The organism is Actinomadura rugatobispora (assembly GCF_042656285.1).
Taxonomy (GTDB): Bacteria; Actinomycetota; Actinomycetes; order Streptosporangiales; family Streptosporangiaceae; genus Spirillospora; species Spirillospora rugatobispora.
Genome location: NZ_JBHSON010000072.1, coordinates 1 through 22,051 on the forward strand (window position 1 = coordinate 1; position 22,051 = coordinate 22,051).

Annotated in this window: 20 protein-coding genes and 1 pseudogene; 5 read left to right on the plus strand and 16 right to left on the minus strand. The window is 70.9% G+C overall.

What is annotated here, in order from left to right:
• Nucleotides 1-240: 240 nt before the first annotated feature.
• The 4 genes from ACFPZN_RS38615 to ACFPZN_RS38630 are packed head-to-tail and all read right to left on the minus strand — an operon-like array spanning nt 241 to nt 7,049.
• Complete coding sequence (locus tag ACFPZN_RS38615) at nt 241-1,272, minus strand: SDR family oxidoreductase (RefSeq protein ID WP_378287491.1); 1,032 nt, start codon at nt 1,270-1,272, stop codon at nt 241-243.
• A 10-nt stretch (nt 1,273-1,282) separates the two neighbouring features.
• Entirely contained in the window at nt 1,283-3,067 is a 1,785-nt protein-coding gene (locus ACFPZN_RS38620) for a glycoside hydrolase family 15 protein (RefSeq protein ID WP_378287492.1), read from the minus strand.
• On the minus strand, nt 3,064-4,140 hold the full coding sequence (locus ACFPZN_RS38625; RefSeq protein WP_378287493.1) for an enolase C-terminal domain-like protein: 1,077 nt from the start codon (nt 4,138-4,140) through the stop codon (nt 3,064-3,066). Before ACFPZN_RS38625 ends, ACFPZN_RS38620 begins: the two co-directional genes overlap by 4 nt.
• Nucleotides 4,137-7,049, minus strand: a complete 2,913-nt coding sequence (locus ACFPZN_RS38630) for an FAD-binding and (Fe-S)-binding domain-containing protein (protein WP_378287494.1) — start codon at nt 7,047-7,049, stop codon at nt 4,137-4,139. The genes ACFPZN_RS38625 and ACFPZN_RS38630 overlap by 4 nt, the downstream gene beginning before the upstream one ends.
• 106 nt (nt 7,050-7,155) lie before the next feature.
• Here ACFPZN_RS38630 and ACFPZN_RS38635 point away from each other — a divergent pair.
• Nucleotides 7,156-8,931 (plus strand): annotated as a pseudogene (locus ACFPZN_RS38635) (thiamine pyrophosphate-requiring protein); the annotation flags it as partial.
• Between the two features lie 176 nt (nt 8,932-9,107).
• Here ACFPZN_RS38635 and ACFPZN_RS38640 read toward each other — a convergent pair.
• The gene (locus tag ACFPZN_RS38640; RefSeq protein WP_378287495.1) at nt 9,108-9,410 is read right to left on the minus strand and encodes a hypothetical protein; all 303 of its coding nucleotides are present in this window, start codon (nt 9,408-9,410) and stop codon (nt 9,108-9,110) included.
• A 484-nt stretch (nt 9,411-9,894) separates the two neighbouring features.
• On the opposite strand from ACFPZN_RS38640, the gene ACFPZN_RS38645 reads away from it, so the two are divergent.
• Entirely contained in the window at nt 9,895-10,386 is a 492-nt protein-coding gene (locus ACFPZN_RS38645) for a MarR family winged helix-turn-helix transcriptional regulator (RefSeq protein ID WP_378287496.1), read from the plus strand.
• Between the two features lie 112 nt (nt 10,387-10,498).
• Here ACFPZN_RS38645 and ACFPZN_RS38650 read toward each other — a convergent pair whose 3' ends face one another.
• The 5 genes from ACFPZN_RS38650 to ACFPZN_RS38670 form a co-directional block, all read right to left on the minus strand.
• Nucleotides 10,499-10,933, minus strand: a complete 435-nt coding sequence (locus ACFPZN_RS38650) for an SPW repeat protein (protein WP_378287498.1) — start codon at nt 10,931-10,933, stop codon at nt 10,499-10,501.
• A 595-nt stretch (nt 10,934-11,528) separates the two neighbouring features.
• Complete coding sequence (locus ACFPZN_RS38655; RefSeq protein WP_378287499.1) at nt 11,529-11,774, minus strand: hypothetical protein; 246 nt, start codon at nt 11,772-11,774, stop codon at nt 11,529-11,531.
• Between the two features lie 315 nt (nt 11,775-12,089).
• Nucleotides 12,090-12,518 carry a hypothetical protein gene (locus tag ACFPZN_RS38660; RefSeq protein ID WP_378287500.1) on the minus strand — a complete coding sequence of 143 codons (429 nt, stop codon included), beginning with the start codon at nt 12,516-12,518 and terminating at the stop codon, nt 12,090-12,092.
• 635 nt (nt 12,519-13,153) lie between these two features.
• Nucleotides 13,154-13,312 (minus strand): hypothetical protein, encoded by a 159-nt coding sequence (locus ACFPZN_RS38665; protein WP_378287501.1) that lies wholly within the window; start codon nt 13,310-13,312, stop codon nt 13,154-13,156.
• 194 nt (nt 13,313-13,506) lie between these two features.
• Complete coding sequence (locus ACFPZN_RS38670; protein WP_378287502.1) at nt 13,507-14,367, minus strand: helix-turn-helix transcriptional regulator; 861 nt, start codon at nt 14,365-14,367, stop codon at nt 13,507-13,509.
• 193 nt (nt 14,368-14,560) lie between these two features.
• Here ACFPZN_RS38670 and ACFPZN_RS38675 point away from each other — a divergent pair, with 193 nt between their 5' ends.
• Nucleotides 14,561-15,559, plus strand: a complete 999-nt coding sequence (locus ACFPZN_RS38675) for an SDR family oxidoreductase (protein ID WP_378287503.1) — start codon at nt 14,561-14,563, stop codon at nt 15,557-15,559.
• Nucleotides 15,560-15,616: 57 nt separating this feature from the next.
• Nucleotides 15,617-15,841: an FAD binding domain-containing protein gene (locus tag ACFPZN_RS38680; protein ID WP_378287552.1), complete on the plus strand. Its 225-nt coding sequence runs from the start codon at nt 15,617-15,619 to the stop codon at nt 15,839-15,841.
• Nucleotides 15,842-16,176: 335 nt separating this feature from the next.
• Here the strand turns inward: ACFPZN_RS38680 and ACFPZN_RS38685 are convergent, their stop codons facing one another.
• Complete coding sequence (locus ACFPZN_RS38685; protein WP_378287504.1) at nt 16,177-17,022, minus strand: NAD(P)H-binding protein; 846 nt, start codon at nt 17,020-17,022, stop codon at nt 16,177-16,179.
• 151 nt (nt 17,023-17,173) lie between these two features.
• On the opposite strand from ACFPZN_RS38685, the gene ACFPZN_RS38690 reads away from it, so the two are divergent.
• Nucleotides 17,174-17,557: a winged helix-turn-helix transcriptional regulator gene (locus tag ACFPZN_RS38690; protein ID WP_378287506.1), complete on the plus strand. Its 384-nt coding sequence runs from the start codon at nt 17,174-17,176 to the stop codon at nt 17,555-17,557.
• Nucleotides 17,558-17,851: 294 nt separating this feature from the next.
• Here the strand turns inward: ACFPZN_RS38690 and ACFPZN_RS38695 are convergent, their stop codons facing one another.
• From ACFPZN_RS38695 to ACFPZN_RS38715, 5 genes are all read right to left on the minus strand, one after another.
• Nucleotides 17,852-18,208 carry a hypothetical protein gene (locus tag ACFPZN_RS38695; protein WP_378287508.1) on the minus strand — a complete coding sequence of 119 codons (357 nt, stop codon included), beginning with the start codon at nt 18,206-18,208 and terminating at the stop codon, nt 17,852-17,854.
• A 32-nt stretch (nt 18,209-18,240) separates the two neighbouring features.
• Nucleotides 18,241-18,765 (minus strand): hypothetical protein, encoded by a 525-nt coding sequence (locus ACFPZN_RS38700; protein ID WP_378287509.1) that lies wholly within the window; start codon nt 18,763-18,765, stop codon nt 18,241-18,243.
• 396 nt (nt 18,766-19,161) lie between these two features.
• The gene (locus tag ACFPZN_RS38705; RefSeq protein ID WP_378287510.1) at nt 19,162-20,205 is read right to left on the minus strand and encodes an ABC transporter substrate-binding protein; all 1,044 of its coding nucleotides are present in this window, start codon (nt 20,203-20,205) and stop codon (nt 19,162-19,164) included.
• 13 nt (nt 20,206-20,218) lie between these two features.
• Entirely contained in the window at nt 20,219-21,115 is an 897-nt protein-coding gene (locus tag ACFPZN_RS38710; RefSeq protein ID WP_378287511.1) for an ABC transporter permease, read from the minus strand.
• Complete coding sequence (locus ACFPZN_RS38715; RefSeq protein ID WP_378287512.1) at nt 21,112-21,897, minus strand: ABC transporter ATP-binding protein; 786 nt, start codon at nt 21,895-21,897, stop codon at nt 21,112-21,114. The genes ACFPZN_RS38710 and ACFPZN_RS38715 overlap by 4 nt, the downstream gene beginning before the upstream one ends.
• Nucleotides 21,898-22,051: the final 154 nt, after the last annotated feature.

Here is a 22,051-nt window from a genome sequence, read left to right on the forward strand (position 1 = left end):
CGGCACGATGACGTGCCGACCGACGTCCAGGCCCTCCAAGGGCGTGCGGTCGGCGGGATCGCGACGCTGGATCCAGCCAGGATCGCTCGGCCAACTGGGCACCGCCGCTGGTGGACGGGCGGTCTAGGTGACCGTGGGGTGAGATGCCGAGCAGGGTGTTCACCCGGTAGTGGCCGACCGCAGACGGGCACCGGGCGGCGCGCTGCGGTCGCACGTCCCGACAGGCAGTCGCCTGCCCCGTCAGCGGAGTGGCTTCAGAAACGTCGTTTTGATCCAACGCCGCGGGTTGATCGGCTCCGAGGCAGGAGACGGGCTTCGGGGCCGACCTCGGCGATGGCGCGGGCGCCAGGTCTGTGCGGCCAGCAGCAGGCTGCGCGGTTTGGCCCGGTCGTCGAAGCGGCCGTGCGCGCCGTGGTCGCGGTCGGTGTCGCGTGGTTCCCAGAGGTTGCCGGGCTTGTGCGGTGCCTCTGGTTCGCTGGTCTCCTGGGAGCGGTATCCGGCGCGGCCGAGGTAGCGGTCGAGGAGGCCGGGAATGATCTTTTCGGCGAGCAGTGTGGCGACGGTGGAGCCGCCGACCCAGCGTTCGCGGCGGCGCGGGTGGTCGGCGGCGTGGACGATGGCGCGGGCGGCGACCTCGGGCTGGTAGATGGGCGGCACCGGTTGCGCGCGTCGTGGCAGGCGCGAGCGCACCCAGTCGAACTGCGGGGTGTTGAGCGCGGGCAGTTGCACCATGGTCACCTTGACCTTGCTTCCGTCGTGCAGGAGTTCGGTGCGCAGGGATTCGGTGAAGCCCTCGATGGCGTGCTTGGCGCCGCAGTACGCCGATTGCAGCGGGATGCCGCGGTAGGCCAGGGCGGAGCCGACCTGGACGATGACTCCGGTGTCACGCGGTTTCATCCGGGCGAGCGCGGCGCGGGTGCCGTTGACCGTGCCCAGGTAGGTGACCTCGGTGGCCCGGCGGTACTCCTCGGGCGTGACCTGGTCGAAGGGCGCGAAGACGCCGGTGAACGCGTTGTTCACCCAGGCATCGATGGGGCCGAGTTCGCGTTCGACGCGTTCGGCCGCCGACTCCACCTGGGACGGGTCGGCGACGTCCACGGTCAGTGGCAGGGCGGTGCCGCCCAGTTTCTCCACGTCGGCGGCCGCGGGCTCCAGCCCGGCGCGGCCGCGGGCGAGCAGCGCGACGCGGGCCCCGCGCGCGGCGAAGGCGCGGGCGGTGGCCCGCCCGACCCCCGCGCTGGCACCCGTCACGACGACGACCTGATTGCGCACTGTTTCCTCCCTATCTACCTTGATCGATGTCCTGGGCGTGCCCGGTCGCGCCGGGCCCGCCCCCTGGCCGCCCGTCGAGGCGGGCGGCGCATTCCAACAGGAGTGCGTGCACGAAGGCCTGGGGGAGGTTGCCGCGCATCTGCCGTTGCGCCACGTCGTACTCCTCGGCCAGCAGTCCCGCCGGCCCGCACGCGGCGCGGTTGCGCTCGAACCAGCGCAGCGCGGTGGAGACGTCGCCCTGTTGATGTGCGGCGAGCGCGGTGAGGAAGCCGCAGAGCAGGAACGCCCCTTCGGCTTCGCCGAGCGGCCGGTCGCCGTGCCGGAATCGGTAGGCGTACCCGTCGTCGGTGAGTTCGGCGAGGTAGGCCCGCAGCGTGCGTCGGGTGTGCGGGGCGTCGGCGGGAACGGCGCCGCGGATGGCGGGCAGCAGCAGCGCGCCGTCCAGGCGCGGGTCGCCGGGCGCACGCTGCCAACGGCCCGTGCGGTGCGTCGCACGGGCCATCGTGTCGGCCGCGATGGCGTCGGCCAACGCGGTCTTTCCATGGGCGCGCAGTCCGGCCACGCAGTTCAGGCGGCTGTGCGTCCATTGCCGGTTCTCCAGTTCCCAGATGCCGGCGTCCGGCTCCCGCCAGCGCGCCTGGACGGCCGCCGCCGCCGTCCGGGCCGCGCCGCGGCCGTCGGCATCGAGCCGGTCGCGCCGGGCCGCGGTGTCCAGCAGCAGGAGGGCGTCGCCGAAGCAGTCCAGTTGGAACTGCCGGGACACGTGGTTGCCGACCTGGTCGTAGCCTCCGGGGTAGCCGGGGAGGCCCAGGCGGCGCTGATCGGGCACGGGCCTGCCGGTGAGGGTGTACGCGGGCGCCAGGTGCGGCCCGTCCTCGTGCAGCCGCGCCGTCACGAACCGCACCGCGTCGTCCAGGAGGGGGTCCGCTCCCGCGGCGGCCGCCGCCAGGCCCGCGTAGCACTGGTCACGGATCCACACGTAGCGGTAGTCGTAATTGCGGCCGGCCTCGCTGCGTTCGGGCAGGCTCATGGTGGCCGCGGCCACCATCCCGCCGCCGTTGCCGGTCAGGCCGCGCATGACGGCGTAGGCGTGCCGCGCGTCCCGGTCCGCGATCGTGTGCAGGCGCGGCACGACCCGGCTCCACGCCCGCTCGGTGGCGCGCCAGGCATGGTCGGCATCGGGAGGGGCTTCCCGGAGCGGCCGGTCGGCGATCTCCAGGACCAGGTCATGATGTCCCCCCGCGGGGACGGTCAGGTCCAGTTCAATGCCGTCTCCGGCCTTGGCGGCACCCGCGCCGGTCCAGCGGAACCACAGCCCGCCGGCCTCGGCCTCCCACGTACCGGCCCGGTCAGGACGGTCCTCGCCGCCGTCTGGGCGACCGGTTCCGCGGAACCTCGGGCGGTGCGCGCCGAAGCCGGGGCGCGGGTCGCAGACGACGTGGACTCGCGCGTCGCCCTTCTGGGCGAGGATTCGCCGGAGCAGCACCGCGCGGCCGGCGTCGCCCGGGAACGCCAGCGCCTCGCGGCACTCGATGATCGCACCGGTCGTCACCCACCGGTTCCGCCAGATCAGCGAGCCCGGCTCGTAGAAACCGCCCCACACGAATCGCCCCCGCGGCGTGACGGCGTAGATCCCGGCGCCGCCGATCAGGGAGGCGAACACCGCGTCGCTGTCCCAGCGCGGCGCGCACATCCAGGGGAACTCCCCGCGCGGCCCGGCGAGGACGCCGCGCTCGCCGTCGGCGAGGAACGCGTACTCGCGCAGGACCTGCGGCGGATACCGGTCGCCGTTCATGCGACCCGGTACTCCTGCGCGTCGGCCCGGCGGAACTCCAGCCCGAGCCCCGGGGCGTCGTCGCGCGGGCGCACGGTCCCGCCGGACGGGTCGAGAGCGCCGTCGAAGAGCATCGACTCGATGCGGACATGGTCGTGGAACCACTCGATGTGGCGGGCGTTGGGGATGGCCGCCATGGCGGCCGCGTGCAGGTGCGGGGCGCAGTGTGCGGACAGCTCCCTGCCGTGGGCGCGGGCGAGGGCGGCGACGCGCAGGAACTCGGTGATCCCGCCGACCCGGGTCACATCGGCCTGGAGGCAGTCGACCGCGCCGACCAGCCGGGCGAAGTACGGCAGGTCGTAGCCGTACTCACCGGCCGCCACCTCGCAGGACACCGCGTCGCGCACGGTGCGCAGGCCGCCGGTGTCGTCGGAGGACACCGGCTCCTCCAGCCATCGCAGCCCGGGGGCCTCCGCGGCGATGCGCACGGCCTGCTTGGCGTTGTAGGCGCCGTTGGCGTCGGCGTACAGCTCGGCGCCGGCGCCGATGACGCCGCGCGCCAGGTGGAGGCGCTCCAGGTCCCGGTCCTCCCGCGTCCCCCAGGCCTCGCCGATCTTGATCTTCACGCGGGGGATGCCCTGGTCGCCGGTCCAGCGGGCGAGCTGTTCGCGCAGTCGCGTCGCGTCGTACGTCGTGAACCCGCCTGAGCCGTACACGGGCACCTCGTCGCGGACGGCCCCCAGGAGGCGGTGCAGTGGCAGACCGAGCCGGCGCGCCTTCAGATCCCACAGTGCGCAGTCGACGGCAGAGATCGCCATGGCGCACATCCCGGGACGCCCGGCGTTGCGGACGGCGCGACACATCCGCTCGTGCGCCGCGGGCGGGTCCAGGACGCCGGTGCCGCGGACCGCCGGCTGGAGCAGGGAGGCCACCGTCTCGGTGATGGCGGCCGGCCCGTAGGTCCAGCCGATGCCGGTCGTCGCCTCCGCGCTCGCCTCGATCAGGACGAGCGTGGTCGAGGTCCATTCCAGGGTACCGTCGGCCTCGGGGGCGTCGGTGGGGATCGTGTACGCGGCGGCGGCGAGCGTGATCACAGCAGCTCCGCGAGGAGTTCGGCGAGGTGCCGGGCCCGCGCGCCGGTACCGGCCGCGATCTGGGTGCGGCAGGAGAACCCGTCGGCCAGCACGGTCGTGTCCGGGTCCGCCGCCCGCACCGCCGGCCACAGCCCCAACTCGGCCGCGCCGACGGAGACCTCGTAGTGGCCGCGTTCGAAGCCGAAGTTGCCCGCCAGGCCGCAGCAGCCCGCGTCCAGCACATCGGCCTGGACGCCCGCGCGTCTCAGCACCTCGGTGTCGGCGTCGAAGCCCCAGATGGCGTGCTGGTGGCAGTGCGGCTGGGCGAGGGCGGTGCGGCCCGTGCCCGGCGGTGGTGCGGTGATCGCCTGCGGCGCCCGGTCGAGGAGGAACTCCGCCAGCGAACGGGTCTGCCCGGCGAGGCGTTCGACGTCCGGATCGCCCGCCAGCAGCTCGGGGGCGTCGGCGCGGAACACCGCCGTGCAGCTCGGCTCGAGCCCGATCACCGGGACCCCGGCGCGGAGCCGGGGCGCGAGCGCGCGGACGGTGCGGCGCAGCACGCGCTCGGCGGTGGCCAGTTGCCCAGTGGAGATCCAGGTGAGCCCGCAGCACAGCGGAACGGGCGGCATCTCCACCCGGAACCCGGCCGCCTCCAGAACGCGGACGGCGGCCTCGCCGATCCCGGGATGGAAGTTGTTGGTGAAGGTGTCCGGCCACAGCACGACCGGCGGCCCGTCGACCCGGGACCCGGAGAACCGGTCGGTCAGCCGCCGCCGGGCGAAACGTGGCAGCTCCCGGCGCCTGTCGACCCCGCCGGCGCGCTTGACCGCCCGGTCCAGCAGCGGCGCGTGCGTGAGCGCGTTGACGGCGCCGGGCGCCAGCGCCGCGACACGCGCCCAGAGCGGGAGCCAGCCCATCGAGTAGTGCGAGGGCGGGCGGATCCGCCGCCGGTAGTGGTGGGACAGGAACTCCGCCTTGTAGGTCGCCATGTCCACCCCGACCGGGCAGTCGCCGCGGCAGCCCTTGCAGGCCAGGCACAGGTCGAGGGCCTCGTGGACGTCCTTGGAGCGCCACCCGCCGGTGACGACGGCGTCCTCGCCGCCGCCCGGCATGCCGCGCATCATCTCCATCAGGAGCCGGGCACGCCCCCGCGTGGTGTGCTTCTCCTCGCGGGTGACGCGGTAGCTGGGGCACATCACGCCGCCCGATGAGGCGCGGCACTTGCCGATGCCGACGCAGCGCGCCGCCGCGTGGGTGAACCGGTCGTGGTCGCGGGGGTAGGAGAAGCGGGTCCGCGGCTCGGCGGGGTGGTAGCCGAGGTGGTCGAGGTTCTCGCCCAGCCGGTACACGCCGGGCGTCCTGGACGGATCGGCCGCCTCCAGGGGCGAGGCGACCTTGCCGGGGTTCATCCGGTCGCGCGGATCGAAGATCCCCTTGTAGCGTCCGAACAACCGTACGATCTCCTCGCCGAACATGATCGGGAGCAGCTCGCCCCGGGACTGGCCGTCCCCGTGCTCGCCCGACAGCGACCCGCCGTAGGACGCCACCAGGCGGGCGGCCCGCTCGACGAACCGGCGGTAGACCGCGGCGCCCCCGGGGTCCTCCAGGTCGAACGGGATCCGCGTGTGGACGCAGCCCTGCCCGAAATGGCCGTACAGCGACGCCGACCCGTAGCCGAACTCCTCCAGCAGGGCTCGGAAGTCACGCAGATAGTCGCCGAGCCGTGCTGGCGGCACCGCGGCGTCCTCCCAGCCCTCATGGGTGTCGCGGCCGCCGGGCGGGTACGCGGTCGCGCCCAGCCCCGCCTCCCGGACCTTCCACAGCCGCTCCTCCTCGGCCGGGTCGTCGAGGTAGGAGACACGCGTGTCGTGTTCGGAGCGGTGCATGTCCTGGAGGAGGCGTTCGGCGCGTTCGTCGGCCTCCTCGCGGGTGTCGCCGCCGAAGCGCACCATCAGCCAGCCGGACCCCTTCGGCAGTTCCTCCAGCACGCCATGCCCGGCGACGTGCTCGACGCGGGCCAGGTCGATGAGCGTGTCGTCGATCCCTTCCAGGGCCAGCGGATCGTGCCGTGCCACGGCCGGGACGGCGTCGCCCGCGGCCGTCACGTCGGCGAAACCGAGCACTACGAGTGACTGGTACTTCGGCACGGGCACCAGCGAGATGTGGGCCCGCAGGGCCGTCACGAGCGTCGACTCGCTGCCGACGAGCGCGCGGGCGAGGTCGAAGCCGTTCTCGGGCAGGAGCGCGTCCAGGTTGTACCCGGACACCCGCCGGGGGATGTCGGGGTACCGGGTGCGGATCAGCGCCAGATTCTCGTCGACGAGCCCGCGCACGGCACGGTAGATCTCGGCGCGGCGCCCTCCCTCGGCGAGGATACGTTCGTACTCCCCCGCGCTGGTCGGCCCCACCCACATACGAACGCCCTCGTAGGTCAGCACCTCCAGCCCGACCACCGAGTCGGCCATCTTCCCGTACGCCTGGGCGGAGGCACCGCAGGAGTTGTTGCCGACCATCCCGCCGATCGTGCACGTGTCGTGGGTGGACGGCCTGGGGCCCACCATCAGCTCGTGAACCGAGAGTTCCCGATTCAGATCGTCGAGGCAGGCGCCGGGTTCGACGACCGCCCGCCGCCGCCGCGGGTCGACCGACAGCAGCCGGCGGCAGTACTTGGACCAGTCGATCACGATGCCGGTGTTGCAGCACTGGCCGGCCAGGCTGGTCCCGCCGCCCCGGGAGAGCACCGAGGCATCGTGCTCGCGGCACACGGCCACCGCCTCGACCGCCGCGTCCACGTGCCGCGGCACCACCACGCCGATCGGGGCCTGCCGGTAGTTGGAGGCGTCGTGGGCGTAGGCCGCGCGCGACCCGGCGTCGAACCGGACCTCGCCGTCCACCCGCGCTTCGAGATCACGCTGGAGCGCCGTACGCATACGGGTCACCTACCCGGGTCCCCGGTTTCCATCGCGTGGTCCGGGAAAGGGGCCCCAAAGAGCCGCTGTCAGCCCGAAAGGATCTGATCATGGCGCCCACGGTGGGGACTACCTGCTGACACGCCTTCGGCAATGGGACGTGGACCACCTGTTCGGCTACCCCGGCGACGGCATCAACGGGATCGTGGCCGCGCTCGGCCGGGCCGATGACCGCCCCCGGTTCGTCCAGGCCCGGCACGAGGAGATGTCGGCGTTCGAGGCGGTGGGATACGCCAAATTCTCCGGCAAACCCGGGGTGTGCCTGGCCACCAGCGGGCCCGGCGCGATCCACCTGCTCAACGGCCTCTACGACGCCAAACTCGATCACGTCCCGGTGGTGGCGATCGTGGGGCAGACCGCGCGCACCGCGATGGGCGGCAACTACCAGCAGGAGGTCGACCTGCTGAGCCTGTACAAGGACGTCGCCTGCGCCTACGTGCAGATGGCGACCGTCCCGGCGCAACTGCCCAACCTGATCGACCGGGCCATGCGCATCGCCATCGCCGAACACGCCCCCACCGCCGTGATCATCCCCTCCGACCTGCAGGACGAGGACTACCAGCCGCCCGCGCACGCGTTCAAGAACGTGCCGTCCTCGGCCCCCGGCCACACCGCCCCGCTCACCCGCGCACCCGACGAGGAGATCGAGCGCGCGGCCGGGATCCTCAACGCGGGCTCGAAGATCGCGATCCTGGTCGGCCAGGGCGCCCGCGGCGCCGCCGCCGAAGTCATGGAAGTCGCCGAACGCACCGGCGCGGGGGTGGCCAAGGCCCTGCTGGGCAAGGACGTCCTGCCCGACGACCTGCCCTACGTCACCGGCGCGATCGGCCTGCTGGGCACCCGCCCCTCCTACGAGCTCATGCGCGACTGCGACACGCTGCTGATCGTCGGGTCCAACTTCCCCTACACCCAGTTCCTACCGCCCTTCGGCCAGGCCCGCGCAGTGCAGATCGACATCGACGGCCGCATGATCGGCATGCGCTACCCCACCGAGGCCAACCTCGTCGGCGACGCGGCCGAAACACTGCGGGCACTGCTCCCCCGCCTGAACCACCAACAGGACCGCTCCTGGCGCCGCACCATCGAGGACAACATCGCCCGCTGGTGGGGCACGGTCGAACGCCAGGCCAAGGTGGCCGCCGACCCGATCAACCCGATGCTGCTGTTCTGGGAACTCAACCAGCGGCTGCCCGACGACGCCATCGTCACCGCCGACTCCGGCTCGGCCGCCAACTGGTACGCCCGCGACCTGAAGATCCGCGGCGCCGTCCGCGGCTCCCTGTCGGGAACCCTGGCGACCATGGGACCCGGCGTCCCCTACGCCATCGGCGCCAAGTTCGCCCACCCCGACCGCCCCGCCATCGCCTTCGTCGGCGACGGCGCCATGCAGATGAACGGCCTGGCCGAACTCATCACCATCAAACGCTACTTCTCCGACTGGGCCGACCCCCGGCTGATCATCGCCGTCCTGCACAACAACGACCTCAACCAGGTCACCTGGGAACTGCGCGCCATGAGCGGCGCACCCAAGTTCGAGGAATCCCAGACCCTCCCCGACGTGGCCTACGCCGCCTTCGCCCGCTCACTGGACCTGGAAGGCATCGAGGTCGAAAAGCCCGAGGCGATCGGCCCCGCCTGGGACCGCGCCCTGACCGCCGACCGACCCGTCGTCCTGGACGTGCACTGCGACCCCGACATCCCCCCGATCCCGCCCCACGCCGAGTTCGAGCAGATCAAGGACGCCGCCGAGGCCATCATCAAGGGCGACCCCGACGCCGTCGGCGTGGTCAAGAAGGGCCTCAAGACCAAGGCGCAGGAACTGTTCCCGGGGAGTGGAGGCTGACCTCGGACGGTTCAGGCCAGGGCGACCAGCTGGACCGCGATGATGATGTCGACGCCTTGGGCATAGGCGACCTTGTCCAGCTTGAGGTGGACGAAGTCCCAGACTCCGCGCAGGAACCAACCCGCGGCCACGATGTGGCGGGGCGAGGCCCAGACCGGCCAGGCCCAGGGCGGCGATCATGCCCGGCGCCTGAGCCTGGAACGCGGCCGACCGGCGGCGTCCCTGACGAGGATGACCAGCACTGCAGCCGCCACGACAACGTCCAGGCTCCGCAGGTCGGCGAAGGCGCCCAGCAGAACGGCGCGCACCGCCCACGTCGCTCGCCGCCATCGGAACTTCGCGACGACCAGGTACAGGAGGGGCAACAGCGGCAGGTCCCCGGCCAGGGCGACCACCTCCTCGTCCGACCCGCCGCCGCTCAGCCTGGGAGCCGCCAAGGCGACGGCGAGCCCGGCCGGCCACAAGCGCCGGATCGGCATCGGCGCACTCCGGGGCGAGGCGGGCGTTGATCCGCGATCTTCATCATGCCGGCCATGACATACCGGGCTGGCGTATCTGGATGGACTCCCGGGCCGCGCATGCGGGGCTCCGGGCCAGAAGGACGGCTGATGATCTCATGGCCGATGAGGCCGCTGCTCCACAGCCCGAACCTGATCCGCGAGACGAGGCGGCACGTCCCTGGGGCGCTCGCCCGGCAGGCCCGTTGTCCATGATGGTGATGCCCGCCTGGAAGTGGCAGGCCGCCCGGTGGCGGGGACCCGGATCACATAAGTCGACTGTTTCGCTTTCCGTGGCCCTTTGCTTAGTGGATACGGGGTGGCCGATGTTTCCGGCGGGGTTGGCGTGCCCGCTGCGGCATACGGCGAGTACGGCCGCCGCCGAAACCGGGCCGGGCCGTTCAAGATTGCAAGATTCGCGCTGACCGGCCCTGACGGTTCAGAGGTATCGTTGTACGATTTATTAATGGACCGTAAGGGCGGCCAGGGGTCCCACGTGGGGTCGCTGACGCAGCAGGATTTCGTGACGCTGCTGGAGTTCCGTACGAGGCTGCGGCGTTTCCTGGCGTGGAGTGAGCAACACGCCAGGGAGGCCGGAGTGACTCCGCGGCAGCACCAACTGCTGCTGGCGATCAAGGGCCACACCGACCCCCGCGGTCCGACGGTCGGTGAACTGGCGCGCTACCTGCTGCTGCGCCACCACAGCACGGTCGAAATGGTGAACCGGGCGGAGGAAGCGCGGCTGGTCGCCCGGTACCGCGATGTCGACGACGCGCGGGTGATCCGGGTCCGGATGCGGGTCCACGGCGAGCGTATCCTGGCGGCGCTGACACGCCAGCATCTGATCGAACTCGGCGAACTGGCCCCCGTCCTGGACCACCTCGCCGCCCTGCTGGACAACCTCGGCACGCCCAAGCCGCAGGCAGGCGGGCCGAGGTGCCCCGCCCCCGCGACCTGACCCGTGTTCTCCCGGTTCTCCGTGGGACGCCGCGTGTCGCGGCCGGACGTCGGCGATGCGACGCCTAGCCGCGACACGTGTGATCAGTCCGGCGATCACGCTCCCGTGACGGTCATCGGTGCGAACGTGCCGGGAGCGCCGCGGCCCCGATGCCCAGCACCACGATGAGCGCGCCGACGATGACGTTGCTGATGATGGTCCCGCCCTTGGGAGAGGCCCCGGACACCACCCAGGGCGCGATGATCGTCCACACACCGATGAGCGGAACGGTCCACGCCACCCCGTGGGTGCGGCCGAAGGCCGCGGCCAGGCCCATCGCCATCGCGGCCACGGCAAGACCCGTGATCAGGTTGTTCACCTGCAGATCGCCCGTGCCCCCGAAGCGCCCGAACCCCAGGATCCAGGGCGACAGCGCCAGGTACAGGCCACTGAGAATGATCAACCCGTCCAGCGCCCGCGCGGCGGGCTGCTCAGCGGCCATCTCGTAGTGGGAACGCAGTTCTACCAGATCGGGATGTGCTCCGATGCCCGCGGTTCGGGAAGTCATGAGCTCCCTCCATTCCACGATCGAATGGCGTCTTTCACTCGGCGCCCCGCCTGGAGCCCCGGCCCGCTCGCATCACCTGACGATATCCATCTCTATCGCCCAGCGATATAATACACCGCGGGGCCGGGAACCGAGAAGAGCGAAGAAGCCCGTAGACCAATAGCCCCTGACTGTTGACAGAGTGACATGAAATGGCGATGTGCTTTTTGTGGCCGATAATACGCATGTTGCCGACGCAAGTGGGGGTTCCTGGGCCGGGCCCCGCCGAGCAAGGCGCGGATGACGACCGCATTCGTCCTTTGGGGAGGCGGGAGCCTGGGGCCGTCCAGGTCGGCATGCTCCGCGCACTCACCGCCGACGCTTCGACCGCCCCGACAAGAGGGCGTCGAGGAACTGGCGTGCTCGGTCGGCAGCCACGACGTCCACCCGCTGAACCTGCCGCAGACGCTGCACGCGCCGGTGCGCAACCCTGTCCATGCACTGAAAGGGGCCGGGCATCGGCATCGCCAACGGCACCTTCGCCTTCCGCCCGTTCACGCTCACCGAGGCGATGGGGTCGGCCGTCAGAACCACCTGTCCAGTTCCTGACCTGGGCTCATGCGGCGCGGTGGCAATCGTTGATCGCGCCTGTGACCACTGGCCTTCCCGACCGGCGTTCGGACGGCGTTGACGTCGGGGCGGGTTGAGGCCGGCGTGTGGCCTCCAGGCGCCGGCGTCTGGGCAGCATGGTGATGGTCCACAACCCTTCGGCCATGAACACCTCTGCGAAGGCGGCGGTGAAGAACGGGTCTCGGTCGCGGATCAACCCACGCAGCCAGCCGACACTCTCGCCCAGGTCCATGGCCAGTTAACGGGCTTGCCGCACCACCCACACCCCGCTCGCATGTGCGGGTCACTCCGGCCAAGTGCAGCCGCCGGGTGCCGTGCTCGATGAACACCAGCACCCACAGCACGCTTGAGCAGGACGGTCTCCAGTACCTGTACCGCTCGAATATTGAGTTCGGTTTCTACGGGACCGGTTCGGTCTCACCTGCACGGACGTTCCCGGCTCCACACGTCGCCTCACCCAAGGCGACGGCCGCCCCTGGCCTCCGAGACGGCATCAGGGCAGGCCGACGGCGGTTGGAGTCCCGCCCGCGCCCCCAGAGCGGCTCTCTCAAACCACCTTTGCGATCCGGCACTCAATGCCCGCCGGGCCCACCGATGCCTGAGCCGCTGTCGCACCGCTGAACGTCGTGGTGTCACGGACATCGAACGTCCGCTCCCCGATACGCTGCTTGGTCGCGGCATCGAGCACCTCAACGGTCACCTTGAACCGGGAAGAGTCGCCCTTGATGGTGCCGCTGATCGTGACCGTCCCGGCGCCCCCGACGGTGTTCACCTGGCAATCGACCTGGGCGTCGTAGGACTTGCTGCCGAGCCGGGGCGTTCCCTCCCCAGAGAGTGCCGGGACAAGCAGGCCAAGCACAGCGATCAAGCCGGTGACACCCATGATGACCGCGGCGATGATGAGCGCCTTCTTGTTTCTGCGCCGCCCGCCCCGACCGTAGGGATCTTGGGCGAGGGTCCATTCGTGCGTGGGCATCTGACCTCGTTCAAATCGTTCCGAATGATCATATCCCCCCAACCCGGACGAACGGCCGGACACCGAGCCCTCGGAGCTGGGGCAGGGCGTCCGCCGCCTGTGCGAGTACGTTCAACGCGCGGTCTTCGGAACTCGCGGTGCAGTGGAGCGACAATGGCCTCGGACGAAAGCCCGGACGACAACGCACTCGCGGCGGCCATCGACGGCGCGGACGCCCCCGGTTCGACACGCTGGAGGACGCCGAGCGGCTCAACGGCCTCGGCCGGGTGGAGCGCGACCGGGCGGCCGTAACGCAGCGGCGTGTCCTGCTCACCCTGCACGGTGAGCGGGTCCGGCTGCCGAAGGCACGGCCGCGCCATGGCTCAGCAATCCGGGCGCGGACACCAGCAGCTGGCGCGGCCTGCGGGCGGTGCCCTAGGCCCGTTGGCGTGCGCCGCCGCCTCCACGGCGGGGCCGAGCAGCAGCCAAGCGGGACGGCGTCGCGAGGTCGTCCACGTGGAGCCGGAGACCGCCACGCTCCACCGCCGCCTCCCCGATTGAGGGGGGTCATGCGCATCCGCAGCGGCCCGCGACGAGCATGCTGCGCGCCAGCAGGTTCGCCGCGGCCGACCAAAGACCAGCCAACTCGGCCTCGGTCACCTCCCGAAGACGGGCGGGCAATGTGACCAGACCACGATCAGGCTCATCCCCTTGTTCACGATCACCGCCGACAACTCGGCGAACCCTGACAGGCCGATCAGCAGCGGCAATCGGAACTCAGGCCCGCCCGACAACCACACCACCACGCCGCCCACGAACACCTGCGGCGCCGACCGCGTCCTTAGAGCCGGCGCTGCCTCGTCCGTCGCCCCCTGTGCCACCACGGCGTCGAGTTGTTCGGGCCTGGATCACGGTCAGCGCAAGAAGGACATCGGCACACGCCCCGACCTCCAACACACCCCTGACCAGGGGAATTCTCGACCGTCGAACCCCTCGACGGTGTCCGTGGTCACGCGTTCGGAGCCATCTGCGGAATGATGTCCGGGGGCCCGATGACGGAGAGAAGCTGCAGTTTCTCGTGGCTTTCGCTGCCGGGGACGGCGGTGTAGACGAGAAGGATGTGCGACTGCTCGGGGTCGAGAAGTGTCTGGCAGGTCAGTTCCAGAGCGCCGACTTCGGGGTGCATGTAGCGCTTGACGCCGTTGTAGTGGATGCCGATTTCGTGCTTGTTCCAGATGGCACGGAATTCTTCGCTGCGGGCGAGCAGGAGTTCCATGAGGTGAGCGGCCCGTGATTCGGGGCCGCGGAGTGTGACCATCGCGCGCAGTCCGGAGGCGAAGACGCGGGAGTGCAGCGCGTGGTCGTCGGGGTGGTACAGGGCCCGGGTGGCCGGGTCGGTGAACCACCGGTAGCCGATACTGCGGGCCGGGCCGGTGTATCGGGTGGTGTCGCCGGTGAGTGCGACGCCGAGCGGGGTCTGCCGGAGTGTCTCGCCGAGCTCGGTGACGATCTCGGCGGGGGTGTCGGTGAGCCGGTCGAAGATGCGGAGCATGCCGGGACTGATGTGCTCGCTGGTCGCGCCCCTCGCGGGCGGGTTGTGCCCGGCGAGGCGGAACAGGTGGTCGCGCTCGTCGAGGGACAGGTGCAGGCCCTGCGCGATCGAGGCGATCATCTGCTCGGACGGGTGCGGTCCGCGCTCCCGCTCGAGCCGGCTGTAGTAGTCGGTGGAGATGTGGCAGAGCGTGGCGACTTCTTCGCGGCGCAGACCGGCGGTTCTGCGCCGTTGCCCGCGCGGGAGACCGACGTCCTCGGGTTGAAGCGACTCTCGACGGCGGCGCAGGAACTCGGCGAGCCCAGCTCGATCGATCACGGCTGCTTCCTCCCTCGTTCCAGTGCCTTTCATCCTGCCACCGGTGCCGGATGGCTGCCTGGGATTGTGAATCCCCCCTTCGGGTCACGTTCGGCTGGGTCCGGCCTGCCTGGGATCGAGAGGCCGTGGATGTCCCCGTGGATCCGGCGCAGCATGAGATCACATCCACTTCCGGAGAAACCAGGAGCAGCACATGGCACGCACACGACCGGACATCACCGTTCCCGACCTCTCCGGGAAACTCGCCGTCGTCACCGGCGCCAGCGATGGTGTCGGACTGGGCCTGGCGACCCGCCTGGCCGCCGCCGGTGCCGAGGTCGTCATGCCCGTCCGCAACCGTCGCAAGGGCGAAGCGGCGGTCGCGAAGATCAAGCAGCAGCGGCCGGAAGCGAACCTGTCCCTGCGGGACCTCGACCTGTCGTCGCTGGGCTCGGTCGCCGCGCTGGGGGCGACGCTGCTCGGCGAGAACCGTCCGATCCACATCCTCGTCAACAACGCCGGCGTGATGACCCCGCCGGACCGGCAGGCCACCACCGAAGGGTTCGAGCTGCAGTTCGGCAGCAACCACCTGGGGCACTTCGCTCTCGTCGCCCATCTGCTGCCCCTGCTGCGCGCGGGACGCGCGCGCGTGACCTCGCAGATCAGTGTCGCCGCGAACGAGAACGCCATCAACTGGGACGACCTGAACTGGGAGCGGTCCTACCACGGCCGCCGCGCGTACAGCCAGTCCAAGATCGCCTTCGGCCTGTTCGGGCTCGAACTGGATCGGCGCAGCCAGGCCGGAGGCTGGGGGATCACCAGCAACCTCTCCCACCCCGGCATCGCCCCGACCAACCTCCTGGCCGCGCGCCCCGAGGTCGGCCGGGCACGAGACACCACCGCCGTGCGCGCCATCCGCATGCTGTCCCGCCGCGGCATCCTCGCCGGCACGGTCGACACCGCGCTGCTTCCGGCCCTGATGGCCGCCACCTCGCCGGACGCACGCGGCGCCCGCCTGTACGGTCCCAGCGGTCTCGGGCACCTGAGCGGCGCGCCCGCCGAACAGGCCCTCTACTCCCGGCTTCGCAGCGAGGACGAGGCCAGCCGCATCTGGCAGATCTCCGAGAACCTCACCCACACCTCCTTCCCGGTCGACGAGGGTGCCCGGCCCAGCCTGGGATCGAAGAGCCCTGACAGTCGTCGGGCTCGGTGAGAAGGGTGGGCGGCCGAACCATGGGAGATCTCCACGAATCCACGTGACGGCGGCACCATCCGGCAGGCCAGGATCACCGTCGACGGGGTGGGGACCAAACCGTGGCGGCTGATGACACTCGAACGAGCCCTGACCGGCCGTCCCGCCACCGTCGACGCGTTCGTGTCGGCGGTCGGCAACGCCGCGGAAGGCGCCCGGCCGCTGATGCACAACGCGTACAGGCCCGCGCTGCTGCCACGCGCGCCGATCCGGGCCTTCACCGTCCTACGGGAGAGCCGATGAACGATCGGCACGCTCTTGCACGCCGGGCGGACCGGCACCATCGACATCGGAGTGGCCGACAGCTACTACCGAAAGCCGATGCCCCTGCAACACAGCGAGACCGCGAATGCCCGTCTTCGGGGTCATTGATCACGCCGCGGCGGCGCCGACCCCCCTCGGCGGTGATCTTCTGTGACGGGCTGGCCACGCCGGGTAAATCCACGTACGCCGACGAGGTCGTCGTCGACTGGCCGCACCGCTATCCGCGGTCACAAGGTCTCGACGGCCGGACGGTCATCTGCGTACTTACCCACGAGGCGAGCGACCGGCTCGAAGGCGGCGGCACGAGGGCCGTCTCAGCGGAAGGCGCCGATGTGGCGCCGGGCCCAGTCGGCGAAGGTACGCGGCGGGCGGCCGAGAACCTGTTCGATGTGCGGGCTGACCCGCCGCTCCGCCGGGGTCGGCTCGCCCAGGGCGTCGAGGGTGGTCTCCACCACGGGTCCGGGCATGAACTGCAGCATCTCCGCGCGGGCCTCATCGCGGGTCTGCTCGACGAACCGGACCGGCTCGCCGAGCGCGGCCCCGATCGCTCCGGCCCGTTGCCGGGGCGTGGTGCGGGCGGGACCGGTCAGCTCGTAGACCTGCCCGGCGTGGCCGTCCTCGCGCAGGGCCGCGGCGGCGACCTCGGCGATGTCCGCCGGATCGACGGTCGGCAGGCCGACGTCCCCGAACGGCGCGGCGACCGTCCGACGGGCACGGACCGTCTCCGCCCAGGCGTAGGCGTTGGAGTTGAATCCGCCGGGTCGCAGGATGGTCCAGATGAGGCCCGACTGCCGGACGGCGTCCTCGATGGCCCGCATCGTGCCGCCATGGGACGCCGACTGCGGCCGGGTGGCGACTCCTATGGAGGACAGCAGTACGACCCGTTCCACTCCACCGGCCTTCGCGACGTCGAGAATGTCCCACGGGCGCAGCAGAGGGGCACTGGCGCCGCCGTCGTGGAGGAACAGCGCGCCGCCTCCGTCGAGAGCGGGCCGGAGGCTCTCCGGGACGGTCAGGTCGGCCCGCTGGAGCCGCACGCCATCCGGCGCGGCCGCGTCCGAGACTCCCCGGGACACCGCCGTCACCTGCTCACCGGCCGCGGCGAGCGCCTGCACGAGCGGTCGGCCGACGTTGCCGGTCGCTCCCGTAATTACGATCATGAATGGCTCCCGTGTCGTTCCATCGCGGTCATCGACGCCCGAGCGGGCGCGAACGTCGCCGGCCAGAGCGGCCTCGCGACGACCCGGCGACGCTAACACCCTCGATATAGTAGGTACCTAGAGGAAAGTAGCTCTCTGAGAGGAACCCGATATGGAGCGGTCTCGGACGCCCGCGCCGATCGATCCCGAGCAGGCATGCCCGATCGCCCCGGTAGTGGACATCGTGTTCAGCCGGTGGACCACGCCGATCCTGTGGACCCTCAACGAGTACGACCGGCAGCGGTTCGTCGAACTGTCCCGGCGGATCCCCACGATCACGCCGAAGGTGCTGACCCAGCGGCTGCGCCAGCTCGAACGCGACGGCCTGATCGTGCGCAGCTACCACGCCGAGATTCCCCCTCGGGTCGAGTACGAGATCAGCGAACTCGGCCGCAGCCTCGCCCCGATCTTCGCCCACCTCGCCGAATGGGCCACCGCCAACCTCGACAAGGTCGAGCGGGCGCGGCACGACCACGACGCGAGATCCGCCGGTTGACGCGCCGGCGTGCGGCTCCGGCAACATCGCGGCAGGTCATCGACAGTCTCGCGGCCCGGCTGTGAGCGGCACGCCCACTGCCGGCGGACGACCGCCGAGCACTGGAAGACGTCTTGGAAAGGTTCCTGGCGGCCGGTGCCCAGTCGCGATCCTCCACGCGTCCGGCAGCACATGGCCGCGACAGCAGGAGCCCCTGGTCCGCATGAGCACCCAGATGCTGTTCCCGCGCGGGGAGCAGTTGGAGCGAGGGGTGAGGGCGCACCGGGCGATCCTGAAGGTGATCCTCAACGGGGATCAGGACCGCGCCGAGGAACTCGCCCGAGGGCACACCTCCGCGGGACCGATGGGTGCCCGTGCTCCGCGCCGAGGACCGGCCAGGAGACGCCCGGTGGCATCGGCGAGTTCAGCCGCCCGCTGATCCGGTTCCGCCTCGGTGATGTTCTGCATCGGATGGGTGAGCACGATCGTCGGCAGCGGGCGGTCGGTCTCCTGAAACGCGGTGATGTCCTTCACGCGCTGCCCGAACGGTTCGGTGAGGACGGTAAAGCCCGTGACTCCCGCCCGCTGCACCAGGACCGACGCGAGCACGAGCGGGTTGAGCAGCGCGGTGACAGTGGTGCTGTCCAGCAGGCCGAGCTCGCCCGCGATCATGCCTACGAGCTTCGGGGTCAACTGGTTGCAGATCAGAGGTGTCGGCTGAGGGGGAACCTCTCGGTGAGCCCGGCGAACGCGTCCGCATGGTCCCTTCGATAGGACTCCGCCATCTCGGATCGCGGCCGGTCGCTGACCGTCCTGCGATGCGCTTCGACGACGTGCCCTATGTTGGCGCCGGCCTTGCGGAACTCGGCACCCACGAACTCCAGCAGCGGCGGCTGGGGCACGTCGAGGCCCACGACCAGCGCGCCCGCGCCGTCGCCGTACCCCCAGAGTCCCATCGCGGACGGGTCGGCGAAGTCGACGGTCTGCGGCCACCGCTCCGCCGCACGATCGCCGCCGTGCTTCGCGAGCCAGCCGTGGGCGAAGTCGAGGGCCGCGAGCGTGGCGAGGCACCCGGCCATCATGTCCATGCCCAGGGTGCGGTCGCCCAGCCCGCACAGCCGGATGATCTCTGCGGCTACCGAGCACGAGGCCGGATAGTCCCGTGATGCCCCGCAGTAGATGACGAGTTTCAGTTCGTCGGCCCGGATTCCGCTTCCTGCCAGACCCATGCGCAGGCCAGGGCACCCATGCCGCTCGGGTGGTCATCGGCTCCGCCGTGGTACGCGCGCTCCCACCCTTGGTACACGGCGACGAGCGTCCGCACGTCGACAGATGGCGGCAGGTACAGACCCACGGCCAAGACTTCAAGGTTCCGGATCGCCTTCGCATCCACCTCTCGAGGCCCCTGTGTCCGGATAGTCGTCCATGCGCCGGGCCGCCGACGTTGTGCTTCCGTGGACGGGGTCACCGCCCTGGCCGCGTCCGGGTCCGGCGGCAACTCGGTCTTTCCACCCCTTCGGATTCGACTCTCCGCCCCGGGGCGCCCCCCGAACAATCTCCCAAGCGCGAGGGCGCGGGTGCACTGTTCGAGGGGCCCATCGCCGGATGAGGCCGAAGGAGCGTGGTCACTGGCCGCCGAAGGCCGCCTGGCGGAGGCCGTCGTCGGTCATCTTCGCGACCGCGATCGGGGACTTGTAGGTCAGCACTCCCCCGTAGCCGAGGAAGATCTGCTGCATGCGCTCGAGCGTCTCGCCGTTGACGGTGAGCTTGGGATCGAAGGCGTAGAGAGCGCCGTTCCGGATCGTCTGCTCCGGCGCGTCGACGCCCTTGGCGAGCGACGTCACGACCTCCGCGTCCTTGCGGTAGTCGCCCTGCAGCCTCTGTGCGGCGCAGGCGTTCGCCTTCAGGAACGCGGCGCCGGTGTTCCGGTGGTTCTTGAGCAGCGAGGGGCCGAACACCAGACCCGCGAGCGAGTCGTCGCCGTACACCCGCTTGACATCGATGACCGGCTTGGCCGTGCCCGCCGCCTCCACCTGGGCGGTGTACGGCGCGGTCAGGAAGGCGGCGTCGACGCTTCCGTTCTCCAGCGCCGGCACTGTGTCGGCCAGCGACATCGTCACCAGCTGGACGTCCTTCAGGGTGCGGCCGCCCGCGGCGAGCACCCTGGCGATCTGGTACGAACCGGCGGTGCCGACGTCACCGATCGTGCCGATGCGCCGCCCGGCCAGGTCGGCGGGCTTGGTCACCTGACCGGAGTCGACGAGCGCCTTCCGCACGTACACGCCGACCGGTGCCGGTTCGCCGGCCGGGGTGGCGATGGTCCCGAGCCCGGCGACGACGGCCAGCTTGGCGCCGGAGTTCACCTGGTTGAAGACGGCGGCCGACGGCGCGCCGGCGTAGACGTCCAGCTTGCCTTCGGCGACGAGCGCGACGGCGTCGGCGGGCTGCACCGCGCTCAGTTTCACCCGGAGCCCCTGCTGTCGGTAGCAGCCGATCGATTCGGCGAGGAACACCGGTGCGAGGGACACCGAATTGAGGTAGCCCACCGACACCGAGTTCGGGTCGGACTTCGCTCCGTTGTCCCCTCCGCAGGCGCCCAGGGCCGTCGTCAGCACCGAGGCGAGCAGCAGAGTCGTCAGGCGGCGGTGCTTGGATGCTGGCAGTTTCATGGTTCTCCTCGCCTCAGATCCCGGACCGGCGCGCCCACGGGGTCAGCACCCGTTCGGCGAGCCGGATCAGCATGTTCGCGATGACGCCGACCGCGGAGATGGTCACGATGCCGACGTACATCCGTTCGGGGATCGCGATGTTCCAGGCGTTCCACACCAGGTAGCCCAGCCCTTCCTTCGCCGCGACGAACTCGGCGCCCACGATGACGATCACCGCGAGCCCCGCCGACAGGCGCAGCCCGGTGAGCATCTGCGGCAGCGCGGCCGGGGCCGTGATGTGGCGCAGCGTCGCGAGCCGGGACGCGCGGCTGGCGCGTCCCACGTCCAGATAGCGGGGAGAGACTCCGGCGACCGCGTCGATGGTGTTCAGCAGCACGACGAAGAAGCACGTCAGCGCCACCAGAAGCACCTTGCTCGTCTCGCCGATCCCGAAGATGAGCAGCAGCAGCGGCAGAATCGACAGCTTCGGGACCGTGTACAGCGCGACGATCACCGGCTCGAGCCCCGACCGCAGCAGCCGGCTGGGAGCGATGGCGAAGGCCAGCAGGAGTCCGGCCCCCGCCCCCAGTGCGTAGCCGAGGACGATGCGCTGCAGACTCGCCTTCAGCGACGCGATGTACAGCCCGCTCTCGAACATGCGCTGCCACTCGGCGACGATGTCGCTCGGCGGCGGAAAGTAGCGGCTCTCGATGAGCCCGGTCGATCCCGCGATCTGCCAGGCGGCGATCAGCGCGACGGGAACGAGCACGGCCAGTCCCCGCTCGAGGAGACGCCTTCGCCGCTGGTGCCGGCGCGGGTTCTGCTCGGCCGCGCCCGGACGGATCTCTATCCACCGCTGTCCCGGGTTCCCCGGCTCCTGCCGGTCCGGCGTCGCGGCGGCCGTGCCGCCACCGGGCATGCTGGTGCTCATCGGGCGCCCTCCTGCTGGATCTCCCGGCGCAGCTGTTGCCAGATCCGTTCCCGGAGCTCGGTGAACTCGCGCGCCGCCCGGATCTCCGCCGGGTCCCGCGGCCGCTCGAAGGGCACATCGATGATCGTCCCGATCCGGCCGGGGCGCGCGGACATCACCGCGATCCGGTCCCCGAGCAGCAGCGCCTCGTCGATGCTGTGGGTGACGAACACGACCGTGTGCCGGTCGGCCTCCCAGAGTTCGAGCAGCTTCTCCTGCAGCAGCAGGCGCAGCTGGGCGTCGAGTGCGGCGAGGGGTTCGTCCATCAGCAGCAGCTCCGGCCGTACCGCCAGGGCCCGTGCGATCGCCACCCGCTGCTTCATCCCGCCCGACAGGGTCTCGGGGTAGGCGTCCGCGAATCCCCCGAGGTCGAGCAGGTCCAGCCAGTGCGCGGCCTCGTCCCGCGCCGTGCGCCTCGATCGGCCCGCCTGCAGCAGGGCGAAGGTGACGTTGGCGCGCACGGTCTTCCACGGGAACACCGAGTAGTCCTGGAAGACGATCGCGGTGGCCGGTCGCGACCGGTCGTCGTGCCGGATCCGCAGCGTGCCCGTCGAGGAACGTTCCAGACCGCCCATCATCCGCAGCAGGGTGGTCTTGCCGCATCCGGACGGCCCCAGCAGGCACAGGAACTCGCCGTCATGGACGTCGAGGGAGATTCCCGACAGCGCCTGCACCTCCCGGCCGTTGGCGGAAAAGACCTTGCCCACGTCCCGGACCGAGACCTTCGGCAGCACATCGGCCACGGCCGACGATCGCGAAGACGGGTCCGTCAGGGACCGGCCCCTGGGGCCGTTCTGAGCAGGTGGCATCTCGAACCTCCTGTGTCCGGTGAGGTCCCGGCACTGTGACCTCGGATGACGCTCGTGCCGCAGGCCGCGCGTCTGGCAGTTATAGCAA